This window comes from Actinoplanes flavus (assembly GCF_017592555.1).
Lineage (GTDB): Bacteria > Actinomycetota > Actinomycetes > Mycobacteriales > Micromonosporaceae > Actinoplanes > Actinoplanes flavus.
The window spans coordinates 138,983-156,018 of sequence record NZ_JAGFNS010000018.1; the positions used below are offsets into that span (position 1 = coordinate 138,983).

14 protein-coding genes are annotated in these 17,036 nt (G+C 74.1%); 6 read left to right on the top strand and 8 right to left on the bottom strand.

All coding sequences use genetic code 11. The annotated features are described in order from the left end of the window. Nucleotides 1-198 precede the first annotated feature (198 nt). Nucleotides 199-3,003 carry a hypothetical protein gene (locus tag J5X75_RS45580; protein WP_208470202.1) on the top strand — a complete coding sequence of 935 codons (2,805 nt, stop codon included), beginning with the start codon at nt 199-201 and terminating at the stop codon, nt 3,001-3,003. 152 nt (nt 3,004-3,155) lie between these two features. Here J5X75_RS45580 and J5X75_RS26460 read toward each other — a convergent pair whose 3' ends face one another. From J5X75_RS26460 to J5X75_RS26485, 6 genes are all read right to left on the bottom strand, one after another. After that, nucleotides 3,156-4,859 carry a replication-associated recombination protein A gene (locus J5X75_RS26460; RefSeq protein ID WP_208470203.1) on the bottom strand — a complete coding sequence of 568 codons (1,704 nt, stop codon included), beginning with the start codon at nt 4,857-4,859 and terminating at the stop codon, nt 3,156-3,158. A 175-nt stretch (nt 4,860-5,034) separates the two neighbouring features. Next, nucleotides 5,035-5,256, bottom strand: coding sequence for a hypothetical protein (locus tag J5X75_RS26465; RefSeq protein ID WP_208470204.1), 222 nt, complete (start codon nt 5,254-5,256; stop codon nt 5,035-5,037). A gap of 120 nt (nt 5,257-5,376) precedes the next feature. Continuing rightward, entirely contained in the window at nt 5,377-7,179 is a 1,803-nt protein-coding gene (aspS, locus tag J5X75_RS26470; protein WP_208470205.1) for an aspartate--tRNA ligase, read from the bottom strand. A gap of 78 nt (nt 7,180-7,257) precedes the next feature. Beyond that, nucleotides 7,258-8,358, bottom strand: coding sequence for a hypothetical protein (locus J5X75_RS26475; RefSeq protein ID WP_208470206.1), 1,101 nt, complete (start codon nt 8,356-8,358; stop codon nt 7,258-7,260). Nucleotides 8,359-8,567: 209 nt separating this feature from the next. Continuing rightward, nucleotides 8,568-9,512: a 2-phosphosulfolactate phosphatase gene (locus tag J5X75_RS26480; protein WP_238489325.1), complete on the bottom strand. Its 945-nt coding sequence runs from the start codon at nt 9,510-9,512 to the stop codon at nt 8,568-8,570. After that, nucleotides 9,509-9,850 (bottom strand): hypothetical protein, encoded by a 342-nt coding sequence (locus J5X75_RS26485; protein ID WP_208470207.1) that lies wholly within the window; start codon nt 9,848-9,850, stop codon nt 9,509-9,511. The genes J5X75_RS26480 and J5X75_RS26485 overlap by 4 nt, the downstream gene beginning before the upstream one ends. 21 nt (nt 9,851-9,871) lie before the next feature. Between J5X75_RS26485 and J5X75_RS46085 the strand changes: the two genes are divergently transcribed. Then, complete coding sequence (locus J5X75_RS46085) at nt 9,872-10,036, top strand: tetratricopeptide repeat protein (RefSeq protein ID WP_307798270.1); 165 nt, start codon at nt 9,872-9,874, stop codon at nt 10,034-10,036. Here J5X75_RS46085 and J5X75_RS26495 read toward each other — a convergent pair. Continuing rightward, nucleotides 10,027-11,217 (bottom strand): alanine racemase, encoded by a 1,191-nt coding sequence (locus J5X75_RS26495; protein ID WP_208470208.1) that lies wholly within the window; start codon nt 11,215-11,217, stop codon nt 10,027-10,029. The genes J5X75_RS46085 and J5X75_RS26495 overlap by 10 nt on opposite strands. Before the next feature lie 38 nt (nt 11,218-11,255). On the opposite strand from J5X75_RS26495, the gene J5X75_RS26500 reads away from it, so the two are divergent. Beyond that, nucleotides 11,256-12,176 (top strand): aminoglycoside phosphotransferase family protein, encoded by a 921-nt coding sequence (locus J5X75_RS26500; protein ID WP_208470209.1) that lies wholly within the window; start codon nt 11,256-11,258, stop codon nt 12,174-12,176. Nucleotides 12,177-12,187: 11 nt separating this feature from the next. On the opposite strand, the gene J5X75_RS26505 is transcribed toward J5X75_RS26500, so the two are convergent. Then, nucleotides 12,188-13,816, bottom strand: a complete 1,629-nt coding sequence (locus J5X75_RS26505) for a beta-N-acetylhexosaminidase (RefSeq protein ID WP_208470210.1) — start codon at nt 13,814-13,816, stop codon at nt 12,188-12,190. A 74-nt stretch (nt 13,817-13,890) separates the two neighbouring features. Between J5X75_RS26505 and J5X75_RS26510 the strand changes: the two genes are divergently transcribed. Genes J5X75_RS26510 through J5X75_RS26520 form a run of 3 tightly spaced genes read left to right on the top strand, consistent with a single transcriptional unit; the run spans nt 13,891 to nt 17,017 of the window. Continuing rightward, on the top strand, nt 13,891-15,429 hold the full coding sequence (locus J5X75_RS26510) for a helix-turn-helix domain-containing protein (protein ID WP_238489327.1): 1,539 nt from the start codon (nt 13,891-13,893) through the stop codon (nt 15,427-15,429). Next, nucleotides 15,426-16,637 (top strand): amidohydrolase family protein, encoded by a 1,212-nt coding sequence (locus tag J5X75_RS26515; RefSeq protein WP_208470211.1) that lies wholly within the window; start codon nt 15,426-15,428, stop codon nt 16,635-16,637. Before J5X75_RS26510 ends, J5X75_RS26515 begins: the two co-directional genes overlap by 4 nt. After that, nucleotides 16,637-17,017: a RidA family protein gene (locus tag J5X75_RS26520; RefSeq protein WP_208470212.1), complete on the top strand. Its 381-nt coding sequence runs from the start codon at nt 16,637-16,639 to the stop codon at nt 17,015-17,017. The genes J5X75_RS26515 and J5X75_RS26520 overlap by 1 nt, the downstream gene beginning before the upstream one ends. Nucleotides 17,018-17,036: the final 19 nt, after the last annotated feature.

Genomic DNA, 17,036 nt, shown 5'->3' on the forward strand with positions numbered 1-17,036 from the left:
GCCGCCCGGGCCTCTGCCCGAGCCGCCCGGGCCTCGGGACGGGTCGCCCTCCGAACCGGGCATGCCACGTCCCGGGCCACCGTCCGGACCCGCCATGCCGCGTCCCGGGCCACCGTCCGGACCCGCCATGCCGCGCCCCGGGCCACCATCCGGACCCGCCATACCGCGCCCCGGACCACCATCCGGACCCGACGGGCCATGTCCGGGACCGCCTTCGGCACCGCGGCCGGGCAGCCCCGAAGGTCCGCCTTCCAGGTCTGCGGGTCCACGGCCGGGCACGGCAGCGCCGCCACGTGCGGGGCCACGGCCCGGAGCCCGCCCCGGAACCTGGGCGCCGCCTCGTGCCGGGCCACCGTTGGGACCGGGCACACCGCCGGGTCCAGCCATGCCGGCCGCACCACCTGGGCCGCCCGCGCCACCCGGCATCCGACCGGGGCCACCGGCACCGGGGCCGGCCGTCCCCGGGCCGGGACCACCGCTGTGCTTTCCCACCGCGCCACCCGGACCGGGCGTGCCGGGACCGGTCATGGCACCCGGGCCGGAACCACCACCGTGCTTTCCGACCGCGCCACCCGAGCCGGGGCCGGGTACGCCATCCGATCCGGGCGGGCCGACCACGGCACGGCCGGGAGCAGCGGCGCCCATCGCCTGTGCGGGCCCGCCACCCGAGACCGGCGCCACACGGCCGGAACCCTGGCCCAGGCCGCCACCGGAGACGGGCGCGGCACGACCGGGGCCGCCACCCGGAACGGGCGCGGCGCGACCGGGCACGGCCGCACCGGTCCGGGCACCGCCCGGGCCGTCCGGACGGGCACCGCCGTGCCGGCCGGTGTGCTCCTCCTCCGGCGCGAACGGTCCGGCGGCAGGCACATCGGCGCGGGCCGCGCGGCGGCCGGGGCCGGGCTGTTCGGGTACCGCCACGCCACCGGTGACGCCCTGGTCCTCGCCGGGCCGCGCCGGGCCGCCGGGACCCTGCTGGCCACGGCCGGGACGCTGGATCACACCGGAGGTGCTGTCCGCCATCGCGCCGGCACGACCCGGAACGGCCGGGGTGCGGGCACCCTGACGTCCGGGGACGACCGGCGGGACGACGGCGGCGGCCCGGACCGGGCGGCCGTCACCCGGGCCGATGCGGCGCGGGCCGGGCACGTCCGGGGTGCCGGTGAAGCCACCGATCTCCGGCTCGTCCGGGTCGGCGGAACGGCGTGCGGCACGGCGCCGGCGCGGCTCGCCGCCGGACCGTCCGCCGGCGCCGCCTCGGCCGTCCTTGCCGGGCTGTGCCCCGGGACCGGACCCACCGTCACCGGGGCGGCGGACGAACCCGACCGTGCCGGTGTCGTTCCCGGGATCGGGGAAACCGTCCGCGCGGACCAGCGAGTGCGAGCCGGTGCCGAAGTCACCCTCCGAAGGGCCACGCCTACCGGGTCGCTCGTCACCGGGCGGCGCGGCATGGCCGGGCCGGTGCCGCGGGTCGCCCTCCGGGGCGGCCCGCCCGGACCGGGTGCCACCGCCGTGCCGGCCGGTCGGCTCCTCGAAGGCGCCCGGCTCGTCGGCGCGGGACCGGCGGCCCCGCCCCGGCCGGTCGTCGGGCGCGCCCGGAACACCGTAGGCGCCCGGCGCGGCACGGCCGGCGCCCTGCTCGTACCCGTTCGGAAGGGCCCCGGAGCGATGCACGGCATCCTGCCCGCCGGGAACGGGACCGGAGTCATGGACCGGATCGAAACCACCCTGCCCCGAACCAGGCCGCCGCCCACCCGGCACCGGACCGGAATCCTGAACCGGATCGAAACCACCCTGCCCCGAACCAGGCCGCCGCCCACCCGGCACCGGACCGGAATCCTGAACCGGGTCGAAGCCGCCGGGGACCGGGCCGGAGCGGTGTGCGGCGCCACCCGGAATCGGGCCCGAGTCGTGCACGCCCGGAATCGGGCCGGAGCGGTGCACCGGGTCGTGCGCGCCCGGCTGAGACGCGGGGTCGTATCCGCCGGGCGGAGGGCCGGACCGTCCGGGCGAGACCGGGTCGGCGGGGCGGAAGCGGTCTCGCGCCGGGGCGGCCGGGGACAGCGGACGGATGCCCGGGCCCGCGGACCGGGGGCCCGGCGAGACCGGGCGCACGCTGGACGTGGTCGGCGGCACCCCGGGAACCTCGGGCGCGTTGCCGGAGAGCGGCACCGGCGCCTGGCCGGGGAACATCTGGCCGGACGGATCGACGTCCATCTGACGGCGGGCGTGACCCGCCTCGGGGGTCACCGCCGCGCGGCCGCCCTGCGGAGGTCCGGTCCGGCGGGCGCCCGGCGGTGCCTGTCCCGGCACCGCGCCGGGCGGGCCGGCGGGAGCTCCCGGTGGCATCTGAGCGGGCATGCCCGGCCCGGACCCCGGCGGCATCTGCCCCGGCATACGCGCTGCGGACCCGGGCGGTCCCGGTACGGCGCCCGGCGGCGTCCGGCCCGGGGCTCCGGGCGCGGCGCCCGGTCCCATCTGACGGGGAGGCGCTCCCGGGGGCATCTGACCGCCCGGTCCGGTCTGGCGGGGAGGAGTTCCCGGTGGCATCTGCCCCGGCATGCCCGGGGCGGCAGGCGCGGCGCCCGGCGGCATCTGGCCGCGCTGACGCCGCCCGCCCGGAGCACCGCCCGGCGGCATCGGGCCGGGCGAGGCCGGTCCAGCGGGCATCTGGGCGGGCGGCATCGCACCCGGCGGCATCGGAGGGGGCGGAACGGGCCCGCCCTGCGGACGACCGCCGGGTGGAACGGCCGCGGCACGCTGCCCACCCGGAGGAGACGCCGGGCCCGGGGGGCCGGGTCGTTGCCCCGGCCGCTGGCCCGGCTCGGCGTCCATCCGGTCGCCCGCCGCCGGGAGGCCCTCGCCGGGGCCGCCGGGAAACGCGAAGTCGTCGTCGGGCATGTCGTCCGGCCCCGGCGCGACCCGGCCGGACTTGCTGGTCCGGCCCTCCCCCGGCAGGGTGCCGGGGCCGATCGCGTTGCGTTCCTCTTTGGCCACCCGTAGGTCGTCGAGCCAGCCGGTCTCCTCGCGCGGGACCTCCTGGGGAACGGCCGGCTGATCGGCACGGCCGCCACGCCCGAAGCGCCGGCGGTTCTTCCCGCCCTGCTCCTCGCGCGACCCCGCGTCGTCGTCGGGCCGATCGGCACCCCGCCCTGTCACCGCGTTTCCTCTCCGGCGCTGACGCCGCTGTCGTAGTCACTCTCGGCCTCGGTCTCCGCGGAAGCCCCGGTTTCCGGGGGATCTCCCACCCCACCGGAGGTGTCAGCCTCACCGGAGGCCACGGCCTCACCGGAGGCGTCCGCCCCGTCGGTGGCCGGGCTCTCCCCCGCCACCGCGGCCTCGACCGGTTCCGAGTCCGCCGACGACTGTGACTCATCGGCGGCCCGAGCACCACCCGCCGCGCGGTCCGGGGTACCCACCGAAGCGGTAACAGTCCTGCCTACCCGCGCCGAGGAGGATTCGTCACCATCAGTGCGCGGCGCCGCGCCGAGACCGCGAACGATACGCCGGAGGCGGGGGACCCGCTCGGCCACCAGCCGTTCGGCGCCGTGGTCGGTCGGGCGGTAGTAGTCGACGCCGGTCAGGTCGCCGGGAGCGTACTGCTGGCGGACCACACCGCGCGGGTCGTCGTGCGGGTAACGGTAGCCACGGCCGTGGCCCAGCCCCCGCGAACCCGGGTAGTGGGCGTCGCGCAGATGCGGCGGAACGGGGCCGCCCCGCCCGGCCCGGACGTCCGCCATCGCCTCGCCGAGGGCGGTGGTGACGCTGTTCGACTTCGGGGCGGTGGCCAGGTGCACCACGGCCTGGGCCAGGTTGAGCCCGGCCTCGGGCAGACCCACGTTCTGGACGGCCTGAGCCGCCGCCGACGCCACGAGCAGGGCCTGCGGATCGGCCATGCCGACGTCCTCGCTGGCGAAGATCACGATCCGCCGGGCGATGAACCGCGGGTCCTCCCCGGCGACCAGCATGCGGGCCAGGTAGTGCAGGGCCGCGTCCGGATCGCTGCCGCGCATGCTCTTGATGAACGCGCTGATCACGTCGTAATGGGCGTCGCCGTCCCGGTCGTAACGGACCGCGGCGACGTCGACCGCCTTCTCCGCGGTGGCGAGATCGATCTCCCCGACGTTCTGGGCCAGGGCGCTTCCGGCCGCGGCCTCCAGCGCCGTGAGGGCCTTGCGTACGTCGCCGCTCGCCAGTCGTACCAAATGGTCCTCTGCCTCGGCGGAAAGGGTGACGGCGCCGCCCAGGCCGCGCTCGTCGGTGATCGCGCGCCGGATGAGATCGCGCACGTCCTGCTCGTCGAGGGCGTGGAGGGTGAGCAGCACGCAGCGGGAGAGCAGGGGCGAGATGACCGAGAAATACGGGTTCTCCGTGGTCGCGGCCAAGAGGGTGACCGTGCGGTCCTCGACGGCGGCGAGCAGCGAGTCCTGCTGGGTCTTGCTGAAGCGGTGCACCTCGTCGATGAACAGGACGGTCGGCGGGCCGCCATAACGTCGCTCGCGGCGGGCCGTGTCGATCACCGCGCGCACGTCCTTGACACCGGCGGTCAGCGCCGACATGGCGACGAACTTGCGATCCGTGGCGTTGGCCACCAGGTGCGCGATGGTGGTCTTGCCGGTGCCGGGCGGACCCCAGAGGATCACCGACATCGGACTCGCGCCGGTCACCAACTGGCGCAGCGGGGCGCCGGGGGCCAGCAGGTGCTTCTGCCCGACCAGCTCGTCGAGGGAGACCGGCCGCATCCGCACCGGGAGCGGCGCGTCACCGGAGGGCGAGCCGAATCCGGCGGTCCCGGCGGCGGCCGGACCAGCGGTCGGCGCCTCCGGTGAGGCGAGGGAGAAGAGCCCGTCCGTTTCCATCACAAACGACAGTACCGGCCCCGGCGGCCCGATCCGCAATGCGGACCACCGCCCTGTGGAAACGCTCCCGAGCAGCCACGACGGCCTCACGCAGCGTGTGCAGACACGGCTGGAGGCCCGCCGGGGGAAGGCGGGCCTCCAGGGGCCGGAGGTCGCGGCCGAGCGGCCGCGGGGATCAGCCGCGGCCGGGGCGACGGCCGTAGAAGCGGCGGCCGGAGCCGGTGCCCGCACCGGCACGCGGGCCGCTGCCGATGCCCGCCAGGTACAGCGAGACGAGCAGCAGGCCGAGCGACGCCATGGTCGGGAAGTTGAACAGGTCGGGAGCACCGAAGTTGGTGTCGAGCAGGTCGGCGAGAAGGTAGATGCCGAAGACGACGGCGCCTGCGATGGCGAGCATGATGGTTCCTCCGGGGGGTGTCAGAGAGCCTGTGACCCGCTGATACCCGACCGGTGGGGTTCCTGAAACGTGAGGGCCGGCCGCCGGGTTCATCCCCCGCGACCGGCCCTCACGACCGACTCAGTTGGAGTGCAGGACCGGAGCCGCCTGGCCGTCGGTGCCCGGGGTGCCGGCGGTGGCCTTCGGCTTGGCGTCGATGCCGGCCTCCAGGCGCTGCTGGGCGGTGATCGGCGTGGGCGCGGTGGTCAGCGGGTCGAAGCCGCCGCGGGTCTTCGGGAACGCGATGACCTCACGGATCGAGTCGTTGCCGCTGAGCAGCATGCAGGTCCGGTCCCAGCCGAGCGCGATGCCGGCGTGCGGAGGCGGGCCGTACTTGAACGCCTCCAGCAGGAAGCCGAACTTGTCCGCGGCCTCCTCCGGCGTGATGCCGAGCAGGTCGAAGACCCGGCTCTGCACGTCGGCGCGGTGGATACGGACGGATCCGCCGCCGATCTCGTTGCCGTTGACGACGATGTCGTACGCGTACGCGAGGGCCTGGTCCGGCGCCTCCTCGAAGCGCGCCTCCCACTCCTCGTTCGGCGAGGTAAACGGGTGGTGCACCGCGGTCCAGCCGCCGTCGTCGGTCTTCTCGAACATCGGCGCGTCCACCACCCAGCAGAACGCCCAGGCCGACTCGTCGATCAGGTTCGCCCGCTTGGCGATCTCGATCCGGGCCGCGCCGAGCAGCTCCTGCGCCTCCCGCCGTTCGGTCGCGGCGGCGAAGAAGACGGCGTCGCCCGGCTTCGCCCCGACCTGGTCGGCGAGACCCGCCAGGTGCTCCGGCGACAGGTTCTTCGCAACCGGGCCCTTCGGCTCGCCCGTCTCGGCGTCCAGCACCACGTAGGCCAGGCCACGGGCGCCGCGCGCCTTCGCCCAGTCCTGCCAGCCGTCCAGCTCCTTGCGGGTCTGCGCGGCGCCGCCCGGCATGACGACCGCGCCGACGTAGCCGCCCGCGTCGATCGCGCCGGCGAACACCCGGAACGCGGTGCCGCGCAGGTACTCGGTGAGTTCGACCAGCTCGACGCCGTACCGGAGATCGGGTTTGTCGGATCCGTAGCGGTTCATCGCGTCGGTCCAGGTGATCCGCGGGATCGGCAGCTGCACCTGGTAGTCGGCGAGCTCGCTCCACAGACGGGAGACGATCTCCTCGCCGAGCGCGATGACGTCGTCCTGCGTCACGAACGACATCTCGATGTCGAGCTGGGTGAACTCCGGCTGCCGGTCGGCGCGGAAGTCCTCGTCGCGGTAGCAGCGGGCGATCTGGTAATACCGCTCCATGCCGGCCACCATCAGCAGCTGCTTGAACAGCTGGGGGGACTGGGGCAGCGCGTACCACGTCCCGGGTTGGAGGCGGACCGGGACCAGGAAGTCGCGGGCGCCCTCCGGCGTCGAACGCGTCAGCGTCGGCGTCTCGATCTCGTTGAAGTCGCGGGCGTGCAGCACCTCGCGGGCGATCTGGTTGGCGCGGCTGCGCAGGCGCAGCGCCTTCGCCGGGCCGGAACGGCGCAGGTCCAGGTAGCGGTACTTGAGGCGGAGGTCGTCGGAGGCGGTGACCGTGTCGTCGACCGGCAGCGGCAGCGGGGCCGCCTCGGAGAGCACGGTCAGCTCGCTGGCGACCACCTCGATCGCGCCGGTGGCCAGGTCCGGGTTCTCGTTGCCGGCCGGGCGGGCGCTGACCTCGCCGACGACCTTCACACAGAACTCGTTGCGCAGCGCGTGCGCGTCCTCCTCGCGGAACACCACCTGCACCACGCCGGAGGCGTCGCGGAGGTCGACGAAGATGACGCCGCCGTGGTCGCGCCGACGCGCGACCCACCCGGCGAGCGTCACCGTCGTGCCGGCGTCGCTCGCGCGCAGAGTGCCGGCGTCATGGGTACGGATCACGGAAACGTCTCCTAACAGAGTTCGCGGGGCGCACCCGACATTCTGTCAGGAGCGCCCGCGCCGCGTGGCACGGGCCGGTCACCGCCCTCCCGGCATCTGCCACGATGTGGCCCGCAGGCCGGCGCCGCCGGAGCCGCCGACCTCCACGATCTCCACGAGCACCAGCGCGGCCGGCGTCGCCGTGGTCAGCACACAGAGCGCCGTACCCTTCGTGACCTCGACGCGCAGACCCTGCCCGAGCGGGCTGGTCCGGATCGCCCGGTCGCAACCCTCGGCGTCGGTGTCGGCACCGGCGTACCGGCTTCCCCGGGCCGCGCCGGCGCCGAGACTCAGCTGCGGCTGACGGCCGCCGCAGCGGTTCTCGTACCGCAGATCGGCCAGGTTCTCCGCGACCGCGGCGCGAGGTTCGTCGAGGTCCAGGTGGACGACCGCGGCGCAGGCCGGCTGGATCCGCAACGGCTCCTTGGCGTACGAGACCCGATATTCATCGGGACGGGCGGGGGCCGGGCTGGGCGTTTCCACCGCTGTGGATTCTTCGGTACGCCGTGCCTCTTCCGATTCTTTCGTACGCCAAGCGAGAACCACCGCCGCCACCGAGCCGGCCAGGGCCAGCAGACTCAGGAGTACGGCGAGGGCGACCGTCGTCCGTCGTGGCGCCTTCCGCACCTTCGTCCTCGGCTCCTTCGCGGGGACCTTCGGCTCCTTGACCGGCTTGGCGTCCTCGGGCGCCGCTTCGGGGCGCGCCGTCTGTTCGTTCGCCGCCGCGGAACCCGGGGCGGGCGGTTCGGGCGTTCCCAGTGGCTGGGTGGGCCCTTCCGAGGCGGCCGGATCCGGCGCCGCCCAGGCGGCTCTCCCGTTCTGGCCCGGCGCACCGTGTTGCCTCGGGATCCGCGGCTCGCCGCTGTACTGCGAGCCGCGTGGATAGGCCGGTGCGCTCCCGCCGGCCGGTCCACGCTGGGGCGCCCCACCGGCGTACCTCGGCGCTCCGGGATGCGCGGAGGCGCTGCCGTAGGTGTGACCGGAGTGGCCGGCGGTGGGGTGCGCGCCACTCGGGTAGGTCGTACCGGAGGAGGGTCCGGCGGCCGGCCGGGGAGCGGCCCCGGGGTCCGGGGCCGCGCGGTCCGGCGGTGATGGCTGGTGGGCGGCGGGGTCGCTGGCGGCTGCGCGGAAAGCGGTCATATATGACTCCGGCGACGCAGGTGAAGAAACCGGTCTATCAGTTGCTTAATCACCATAAACATCGTCGATCTCAGCGGCCATCCCCCGGTGAGGCGACTGATTACGGTCACACTCTCACCGGTTGCGCGGCCCGTGACTCTCCGCATGTCGGCCGGCTTCCCCCGCGCAACGCGGGAGCGCCACCACCGCACCGACTGGTGGTGCCTGCGCTATCCGTCTGCGGGGTCAAGGGTGTGCGGGCGGAACCAACCATCAGTCAGGACCGGGACCACAGTGCTCGCACCCGCATCGGCGGCGGTCGCGACGTCGGCTTCGAAACCCTTCGCGGTCAGCTCGCGCCCGGAGACGGACGCGGCCAGCGCGGCGGGCAGGTCGACGGCGACCGCCCGGTAGGCCGCGATCGCCGCACCGGCCTCGAAGGACACACCGTCCGGCTCCGGTGGACCGGCGACGAAAGCGTCGAGGAACGCGCCGGCGCCCCAGAGATCCTCGGCGGCCGGGCGCAGCGCATCGTCCGGCCAGCGTTCACCCGCCGCGACCACGGCGACCGGCCGCCCCGCCGCCCGGCGCCGAACCCAGGCGGCCGCGGCCGCGGCGTTGCGCAGGCTCACACCGACCACTGTGGCGCCGGTCGCCGCCATGCGGGCGGAGATCGCCGAACCGTTGGGCGAGGGCAGAACCAGCCGCTCGATACGCCGGTGCGCCGCCGCCCGGGCGATGGTCGGCGGCGAGAGGCTGACGCTCGCCGCCGACCCCGCCTCCGACCCCGCCGCCGATCCCGCCGCCGATCCCGTCTCTGATCCCGCCGCCGATCCCACCGCCGATCCCACCGCCGATCCCGTCTCTGATCCCGCCGCCGATCCCACCGCCGATCCCACCGCCGATCCCGTCTCTGATCCCGCCGCCGATCTCGCCGCCATGCGGCCGACCGCGAGTTCGGCCCGGTGCCGGGCGGCCGCGGAGACCGCCGACGCGTCCCGCCAGGGGTAGGGCAACACCGAGATGCCGTGCTCCGCCGCCACGGTGAGAGCCGTGGTGAAGGACAACACGTCCACGACAACCACACAGGCGGCGCCGTCGGCGATCCGGTCCGCACCGGCCGGACCCCAGTCGAACCGCACTCGATAAGCGCCCTGCCCGAACACCTCCCTCATCGGAACTCGTGCACCACCTCGATGAGGCCGACGATGTGATCGTTGAACTCCTCGAGCTCCTCGGCCGGAACCCACAACTCGAGGATGCTGTCGCCACCGGCCTGCCGGACCGGGTACCGGGAAGCGAACCCGGCGTCGACCTCGAACCGGGTCACATACCCGGTTCCGGACGCCGGGACGTTCCAGTCCCTAGCGATCATGATCGCGTAATCCTCGTTCAGCACCGGATAGAAGATCGGCTGGTCCGGCAGGCGTGCCGGCCAGCGCCGCCATCCCGAGGAACGGACCAGGTCCAGCTCCCGCGGACCGGTCGGCCGCCACAGGGTCAGGGTCGTCACAGGCGGCAGTCTGGCACGGCGATCTCCCACACGCTTCCCGTTTACCTCCCGCCCGCCCTCACCGATGTCGACCGGGAACGGGAGGCCGTCTCGATCGGGGTCGGCGCCCCGGCCCGCCATCTGCCGCTCTACCGCCGGTCGATGGAGAATGGCGCTCGCCTGCTGGTCGAACCTCCTCAGAAGTAGGTGTGCAGCACGTCGACCACCCGCCGCTGCTCGTCGACGACCGGGATGTCCCGCCACTTGTCGAAGGCGGTGCACGGATGCGAGATCCCGAACCGGACGAGATCGCCCGGCCCGAGAACGACCCCGTCGACCTGGAGATAGGTGTGGTGATCGTTCAGTTTCGTGACCCGCAGACCCTCCGCTGACTCGATCACCCCGTCTGGTCGCCGAATCTCCAGGGGAACCGGTAGTCCTTCGTCGAACGGGGCGTCCCGCTTGCCCATGCCGGCGAGCGCGAGCCCCGGCTCGGGCGCCGAGAGCACCTGGGCCCAGATCTCCAGGGCCGCGGCGAGCGGGCCCTCGTCGGGCACCCGGACGAACGGGGTCCGCTCCCGGTAGAAGCCGTCGTCATGGGTGACCGAGGCGCCACTGCGCAGAACGAGCCTGGCTGCCACGTCGAGGCCGGCCAATCTGTCGGCGACCCGGTCGAACCAGGCGCTGCCTCCGGCCGAGACGATCGGGCGCTCCGGCAGCAGACCGGCCCCGCTCAGCCGGGCCACACCGGCGACGAGCCGGTCCAGGAACGTGTCCACACTGTCCTGGTCGGGCAGCTGGCCCTCATACCCGGTGACCCCGGCGAGCTCGAGGCCGGGAGCAGCGGCGACGGCACGGGCCACCGTCTCCATCTCGTCGAGGGTCCGCACCCCGGTCCGCCCGCCGGCGTGCCCCAGCTCGACGAGGACTCGCAACGGCCCACCCGTCGCGGCCGCCGCGTCCACACCGGCGACCGAGTCGACCTGGAAGTAGACCTCCCATCCGGCGGCGCTCTCGGTGGCCAGCCAGCGCAGCGCCGTCGGGTCGAGGATCTCGTTGGCGATCAGCACCCGTTCCACCGCGAGCCGCCGCATCACCAGCGCCTGATGGGGCGTGGCCACGGTCATCCCCCACGCCCCGGCCCGTAGTTGGGCGTCGAGCAGACCCGGGGCCATCGTCGTCTTGGCATGCGGGGCGAACTCCAGTCCGTGCCGCCGGCAGTAGGCCGCCATCGTGGCGATGTTCGCCTCCACCGCGTCCCGCCGGACCACCAGCAACGGCCAGCTGAAGCCACCGTCGAAGATGCCGGGTCGTTCGGCCGCGAGACGGGCGGGATCCCACGCCTCGTCCGGAGCCCAGAAACCCTTGCTCCGCCAGTCGATCGTCATTTCGCTCCCCTTCGCCGCCGGCTGCCAGACTGCACCTCATGGTCGGTATCGCGCTCCCCGATTCGTTCGTCCGCAATGTCGAGGAATGCTGGGGCGAAGCCGGTACCCAGTGGCTGGCCGGATTGCCCGGCATCGCCGACCGGGTGATGCGCGACTGGGAGCTGCGGCCGGCCGGCCGCCTCCCGCTGAGCATGAACTGGGTGACCCGGGTCCGCCGCGCGGACGGAACGACCGCGGTCCTCAAATTGGGCGTCCCGGACAGCGACCACCTCCGGGACGAGGCGGCGGCGCTGGAGTGTTTCGCCGGTCGCGGGGCGATCACCGTGCTGGCCCGCGACGAGGTCCGGGGCGCTCTGCTGCTGGAGGAGGCCCGGCCCGGCACTCCGGTGAGCGCGCTCGTGCCGGCGCGGGACGAAGCGGCGACGGCCGCCCTGATCGAGGTCGCCAAGCGGCTGCATCGCCCGGCACCACCGGATGCGCCGCTGCCCGAGCTCGCCGATCGCAGCGCCTCCTTCGCCAGGCACCTGCGCCGCTTCCCCGGTGACGAGCCGCTGCCCCGGCACCTCGTGAAGCGGGCCGGAGGCCTTTTCACCGAGCTCTGCTCCAGCGCCACCGAGCGGGTGGTGCTGCACGGCGACCTGCACCACGACAACGTGCTGGCCGCGGAACGGGAACCGTGGCTGGCCATCGACCCGCACGGCGTGGTCGGCGATCCCGGTTACGAGATCGGCGCCATGCTCTACAACCCCGATCCGCTCGACCCGGACGACACCGTCCTCGATCTGGTTCCGGCTCGGATGGAACAGCTCGCCGACGGCCTCGGCATGCCGATGGACCGGGTGGTGGCCTGGGGCTTCGTGCAGGCGGTGCTCTCCGAGGTGTGGACCTTCGAAGGAGACGGGGTCATGACCGGCCGGCCGCTGCGACTGGCCCGGCGGCTGTTGCCGATGCTGTCCTGAGACGGGCGCCGTCATGTCGCCACCCGCCGCAGGCCGGCGGTCATCTCGTGCAGCTCGGCCAGCCGGCCGGCCAGGTCACGGGGATGGCCCGGGGCGTCGGGCCGGGCGTCCCACGGCCGGGGGCCGGTGAGCGGCCGATAGCCGACGCCGAGTGCGTCGAGACGGGCCAGATGGGCGGGCAGCCGCGCGGAGAATCCGGCGAAGTCCCGCTCGGGCGGCCCCCAGACCGTCTCGGCGAACGCGCAGAGCCGGGGGAAGGCCTGGTAGTCGACCCGGCGGGCGGACTCCAGATGCTCGGTCCAGACGTTGGCCTGCCCGCCGAGAACCAGGGCGGCCTCGGACACGCTGAGCCCGGCCGGGACGGGGTCGAACGCGAACACGTCGGCGAGGGTCAGCCGGGTGCCGACCGGTGTCGGCTCCCCGGGGTCGTCGGACTGCCGGTAGTCGAGGTAGACCGCGATGTCGGGACAGGCCACCACCTGATGCCCGGCGCGAACCGCGTGGGTGGTGGGCTCGCGCCCCCGCCAGGCGGCGACGACCGCGCCGGGCGGCGCCCCTCCGGCCAGGATCTCGTCCCACCCGAACAACCGGCGGCCCCGGCTGGCGAGATGCTCGGCCAGCCGTGCGGTGAACCAGGGCTGCAACTCGTGCGGGCCGGCCAGCCCCTCGGCGCTGATCCGCTCCCGGGCGGACGGGCTGTCCCGCCACTCCGTGGTCGGGCACTCGTCGCCGCCGATGCCGATCAGCTCGCCGGGAAAGACGTCGCAGACGTGGTCGAGCACGGCCCGGCAGAAGTCGAGCGCCGCCGGGCCGACATTCAGGACGTGCTCGGATATCCCCCAGGCGGTGCGCACCGGGCCCGCGAACCCGTTGCCCAGCTCGGGGTAGGCCGCGATGGCCGCCTGCATGTGACCCGGCATGTCGACCTCGGGGACGACGGTGATGTGGCGCGCGGCCGCGAACGCCACGATCTCGCGCAGGTCGTCGGTCGTGTAGTAGCCCCCGTGCGGCCGCCCGTCATAGCGCTCGTGGCCACGCGAGCCGAGCATGCTGGTGGACCGCCACGAGGCGACCTCGGTGAGCCGGGGCAGGCCGGGCACCTCGATCCGCCACCCCTGGTCGTCGGTGAGGTGCAGATGCAGCACGTTGAGCTTGTGGAAGGCGGCCAGGTCGATGAAGCGGAGCACGTCGGAGACGGGCATGAAGTGGCGGGCCACGTCGAGGAGCACGCCACGCCAGGCGAACCTCGGCTCGTCCGCGATCCGGTGAGCGGGGATCTCCCAGGGACCGGCCGAGATCGCCGCCCCGCGCAACGCCGCCGGGGGCAGGAGCTGACGCAACGTCTGCGCCCCGTAGAAGACGCCCGCGGCGGAACCGCCCGCGATGTGCACGCCGGCCGGGGCCACGTCGAGCAGGTAACCCTCGGCCGGGAGGTCCGGATCGAGACGCATCCGGATGCCGCCCTCGCCGGGTGACAGCAAGCACCCGGTCGCCGGGCCGAGCGCCGCCCGCAACCATCCGGAGACCGCCTCCGTCCCCGGATCGGCTGACAGGCTGGTGGCGGTCTCGAGCCGGAAGGCCCCGGCCGAGGAGGTCACCGCCCGCGGGAGCGGGATCAGGCTCGTAACTGGTTCGTTCACGGAACCTCCTTGACCACGCTGTCGTCATGGAGGACGCTAATACGCACCACATACGAACCACAAGAGGAGCGGCGATGATCATCGGTTTGGTGGTGCACGCCGGCCACCGGGAGCGTTTCGCCGAGGCCGCGCGCACGCTCACCGGAGTCTCCTTCTCCTGGGCCGTCTACGAGAGCGAGGAGCAGATCCGTGATCGGGTCGGCGAGCTGCTGGCCACCGGCGGGCTCGACGGACTGCTGCTCGGCCTGGTCCCCTGGTCGCGGGCCCGTGACCTGATCCCGGCCGGCCTGCCCGTCGCGGTCACCCGGTCGGCCGCTCTCGACCTGGCCCTGGCCTGGGCCCGGGCTCGCGGCAACGGCTGGCCGGCCACCCCGGTCAGCATCGACACGTTCGCCACCGAGACGGTCGACGAGGTCGCCGCGGCGCTCGATCTCGACCGGTCCGCCGTCGCCACGCTGCCGTTCGATCCGGAGCAGTCGCTCGCCGAGGTGGTGCGGTTCCACCGCGCCCATCTGGAGAGCACCGGCGCGAGCTATGTGATCACCGTGCGGACCGGTGTCGCCGCCGCCCTCGACGGCCGCGCCGCCGTCCTGCACGCGCTGGCCACCCCGGGCACGATCCGCGCCGACCTGCACGAGCTGGCTCTGCGGATCCGCCGGCGGCGGGCCGACGAGCAGCGGTTCGCGGCCGCCGTCTTCCGCTCCCCGGAGACGGGCGCGCGGGCCGCCCTGCGCCGGGCCCTGGCGGAGGTCCCGGAGCTGAGCGACGCCTGGATGGAGGAGCACAGCACACGTGACGTGGTGGCGTTCGCGCCGGCCGCCGTCTTCGAGAGGTTCACCCGGCACTGGGTGACGGCCCCGGTCTCCTGGCACGACACCACCGAGCGGGAGGGCGGGCCGGTGGGCGCGTTCGCCGGGTTCGGCATCGGCCCGTCGGCCCGGCACAGCGTGTCCCTCGCCGAGCAGGCGGCCGACCGGGCGGAGCGTGACGGTGCCCCCACCGCCTATCTGATCACCGACGACGGCGTGATGATCGGCCCGATGGGCGGTGCGGGCGGATCGCCGCTCACGTATACGTATCGTCAGCACGGCGGCCTGGAAGAGCTGGCCGGCCGGGCCGGCCTGAGCCCGGCCACACTGTCCCGTCTCACCGCGCTGGAGCGTTCCCTCGCAGGCCGGCCGGTCTCACCCGGCGAGGTGGCGGAGGCGCTCGGCATCACCGACCCGAGCGGCCGGCGGCTCATCCGCAAGCTCACCGAGGCGGGCTTGGCTGTCGCGGAGGGCAGCACCCAGCCACATCACAAGGGCCGCCCCGCACGCCTCTACCGCCTGGCGATCACCGCCGCACTCACCGCGAGCCGCACCGCCGCGCCGCCGGACACCGACCACCCCGCCAACGCTCAGCACGACCGTCCTCCCACCGCGAGCCGCACCCCCACACCGCCGGACATCGATCACCCGGCCAACAGTCAGCACGACCGCCTCCTCACCGAGGCCGAGCCGGGCTCTCTCCGCCACCCGCTCCTCTCCGCTCGGGACGCCGGCACCCCGGCCGTGTCATCACCCGACGGCGCCGAGGGGACCGGCCATGTGGTGGGCGGTGCTCGCGGATGAGGTTCGACCTGCTGCTGACCGGCGGCGATCAGGAGCTGGGAATCCGCGACGGGCGAATCGCGGCGGTCGGTGCCGGGCTGCCCCGCGACGCACGCCGGGTTGTCGACGTGACCGGCTGCCTGGTCACCCCGGGCCTGATCGATCTGCACACGCATGTCGGACCGGGCTACTGGGGGATCGATCCGGATGCCGTCGCCTGGCGATCCGGGGTCACCACCTGGGTGGACGCGGGCTCGGCGGGGGCGTTCACGCTGGCCGGGCTGCGGCGCACCGCCGAGTCGGCCGCCGTGCGGATCCCCGCGCTGCTCAACATCTCCGCGGTGGGGCTGGCCGGGCGCACCGGCGAGTGCCGTGACCTGGCGAACTGCGACACCGCCCTGGCGATCGACACGATCCAGGCGAACCGCGATCTACTGGTCGGGGTGAAGGTCCGCATCGACGCCGACACGGTGGGCGACAACGGCGTGGAGCCGCTGCGCCGCGGGCTCGCGGCAGCGGACGCCTGCGGGGTGCCGGTCATGGTCCACGTCGGCACGCCCCCGCCCTCCTTGGCGGAGGTGCTCGATCTGCTGCGCCCGGGCGACATCGTGACGCACTGCGCGAGCGGCATCGCCACGCCGCTGGGCCCGGCGATCCGGGCGGCCGCCGACCGCGGTGTCCTGCTGGACATCGGCCACGGTTCCGGTGGGTTCGCCTTCGACGTGCTGGAGGCCCAGCTCGAGGCGGGGCTGCGCCCGTTCACCGTCTCCACCGACCTGCACGCCCGGTCCCTGCACGGGCCGGCCTTCGACCTGCCGACCACCATGGCGAAACTGCTCGCGGCGGGGATGACGCTGCCCGAGGTGGTGGCCGCGGCGACCACCCATCCGGCGCGGGCGCTGGGCCTTCCCGGCGGTTCACTCACGGTCGGCGCTCCAGCCGACTTCGCGATCTTCGAGGTACGGGACGAGCCGTTCCCGGTTTCCGACGCGCACCGCCAGGTCCGGATCTCCCCGTTCCGCCTGATCAACCGGTCCACCTATGTGGACGGCCGTCCACTGCCGCCGAAGCTGTCCGCGCCACCGGCGCCGTGGATCCCCCTGACCGACGCGCAGCACGCCGCCCTGGCGCGCCGCGATCACGACATCCGTGCCCTGCTCACCACGCCGCTCGTGGATGTGGACGGGCTGGCCGATCAGTTCCCGAGACCGAAACCGAGGAGTTCCTGATGCCCAAACGCGCTGTGATGACCGACAAGGCGGCACCCGCCGGCGGCCCCTACTCGCACGCCGTCGTCGCCGGCGACACGATCTATCTGGCCGGGGCGATCCCCGCGCTGCCGGACGGCACCCGGGTGACCGGCAGCTTCGCCGAGCAGGCTCACGCGGCGTTCCGCAATCTGGCGGCGGTGGCCGAGGCCGCCGGGTCGAGCCTGGACGACGCCGTGCGGGTGGGTGTCTACCTGCGCGACTTCGGCGACTTCGCGGAGATGAACGAGATCTACCAGGAGTACATCAAGGGGGAACACCGTCCCGTGCGCACGACGCTGCCCGTGCCACTGGTCGGCTTCGACATCGAGATCGACGCTGTTCTCTACACCGGGCCATGACCGCGGACGGATAGCCCCG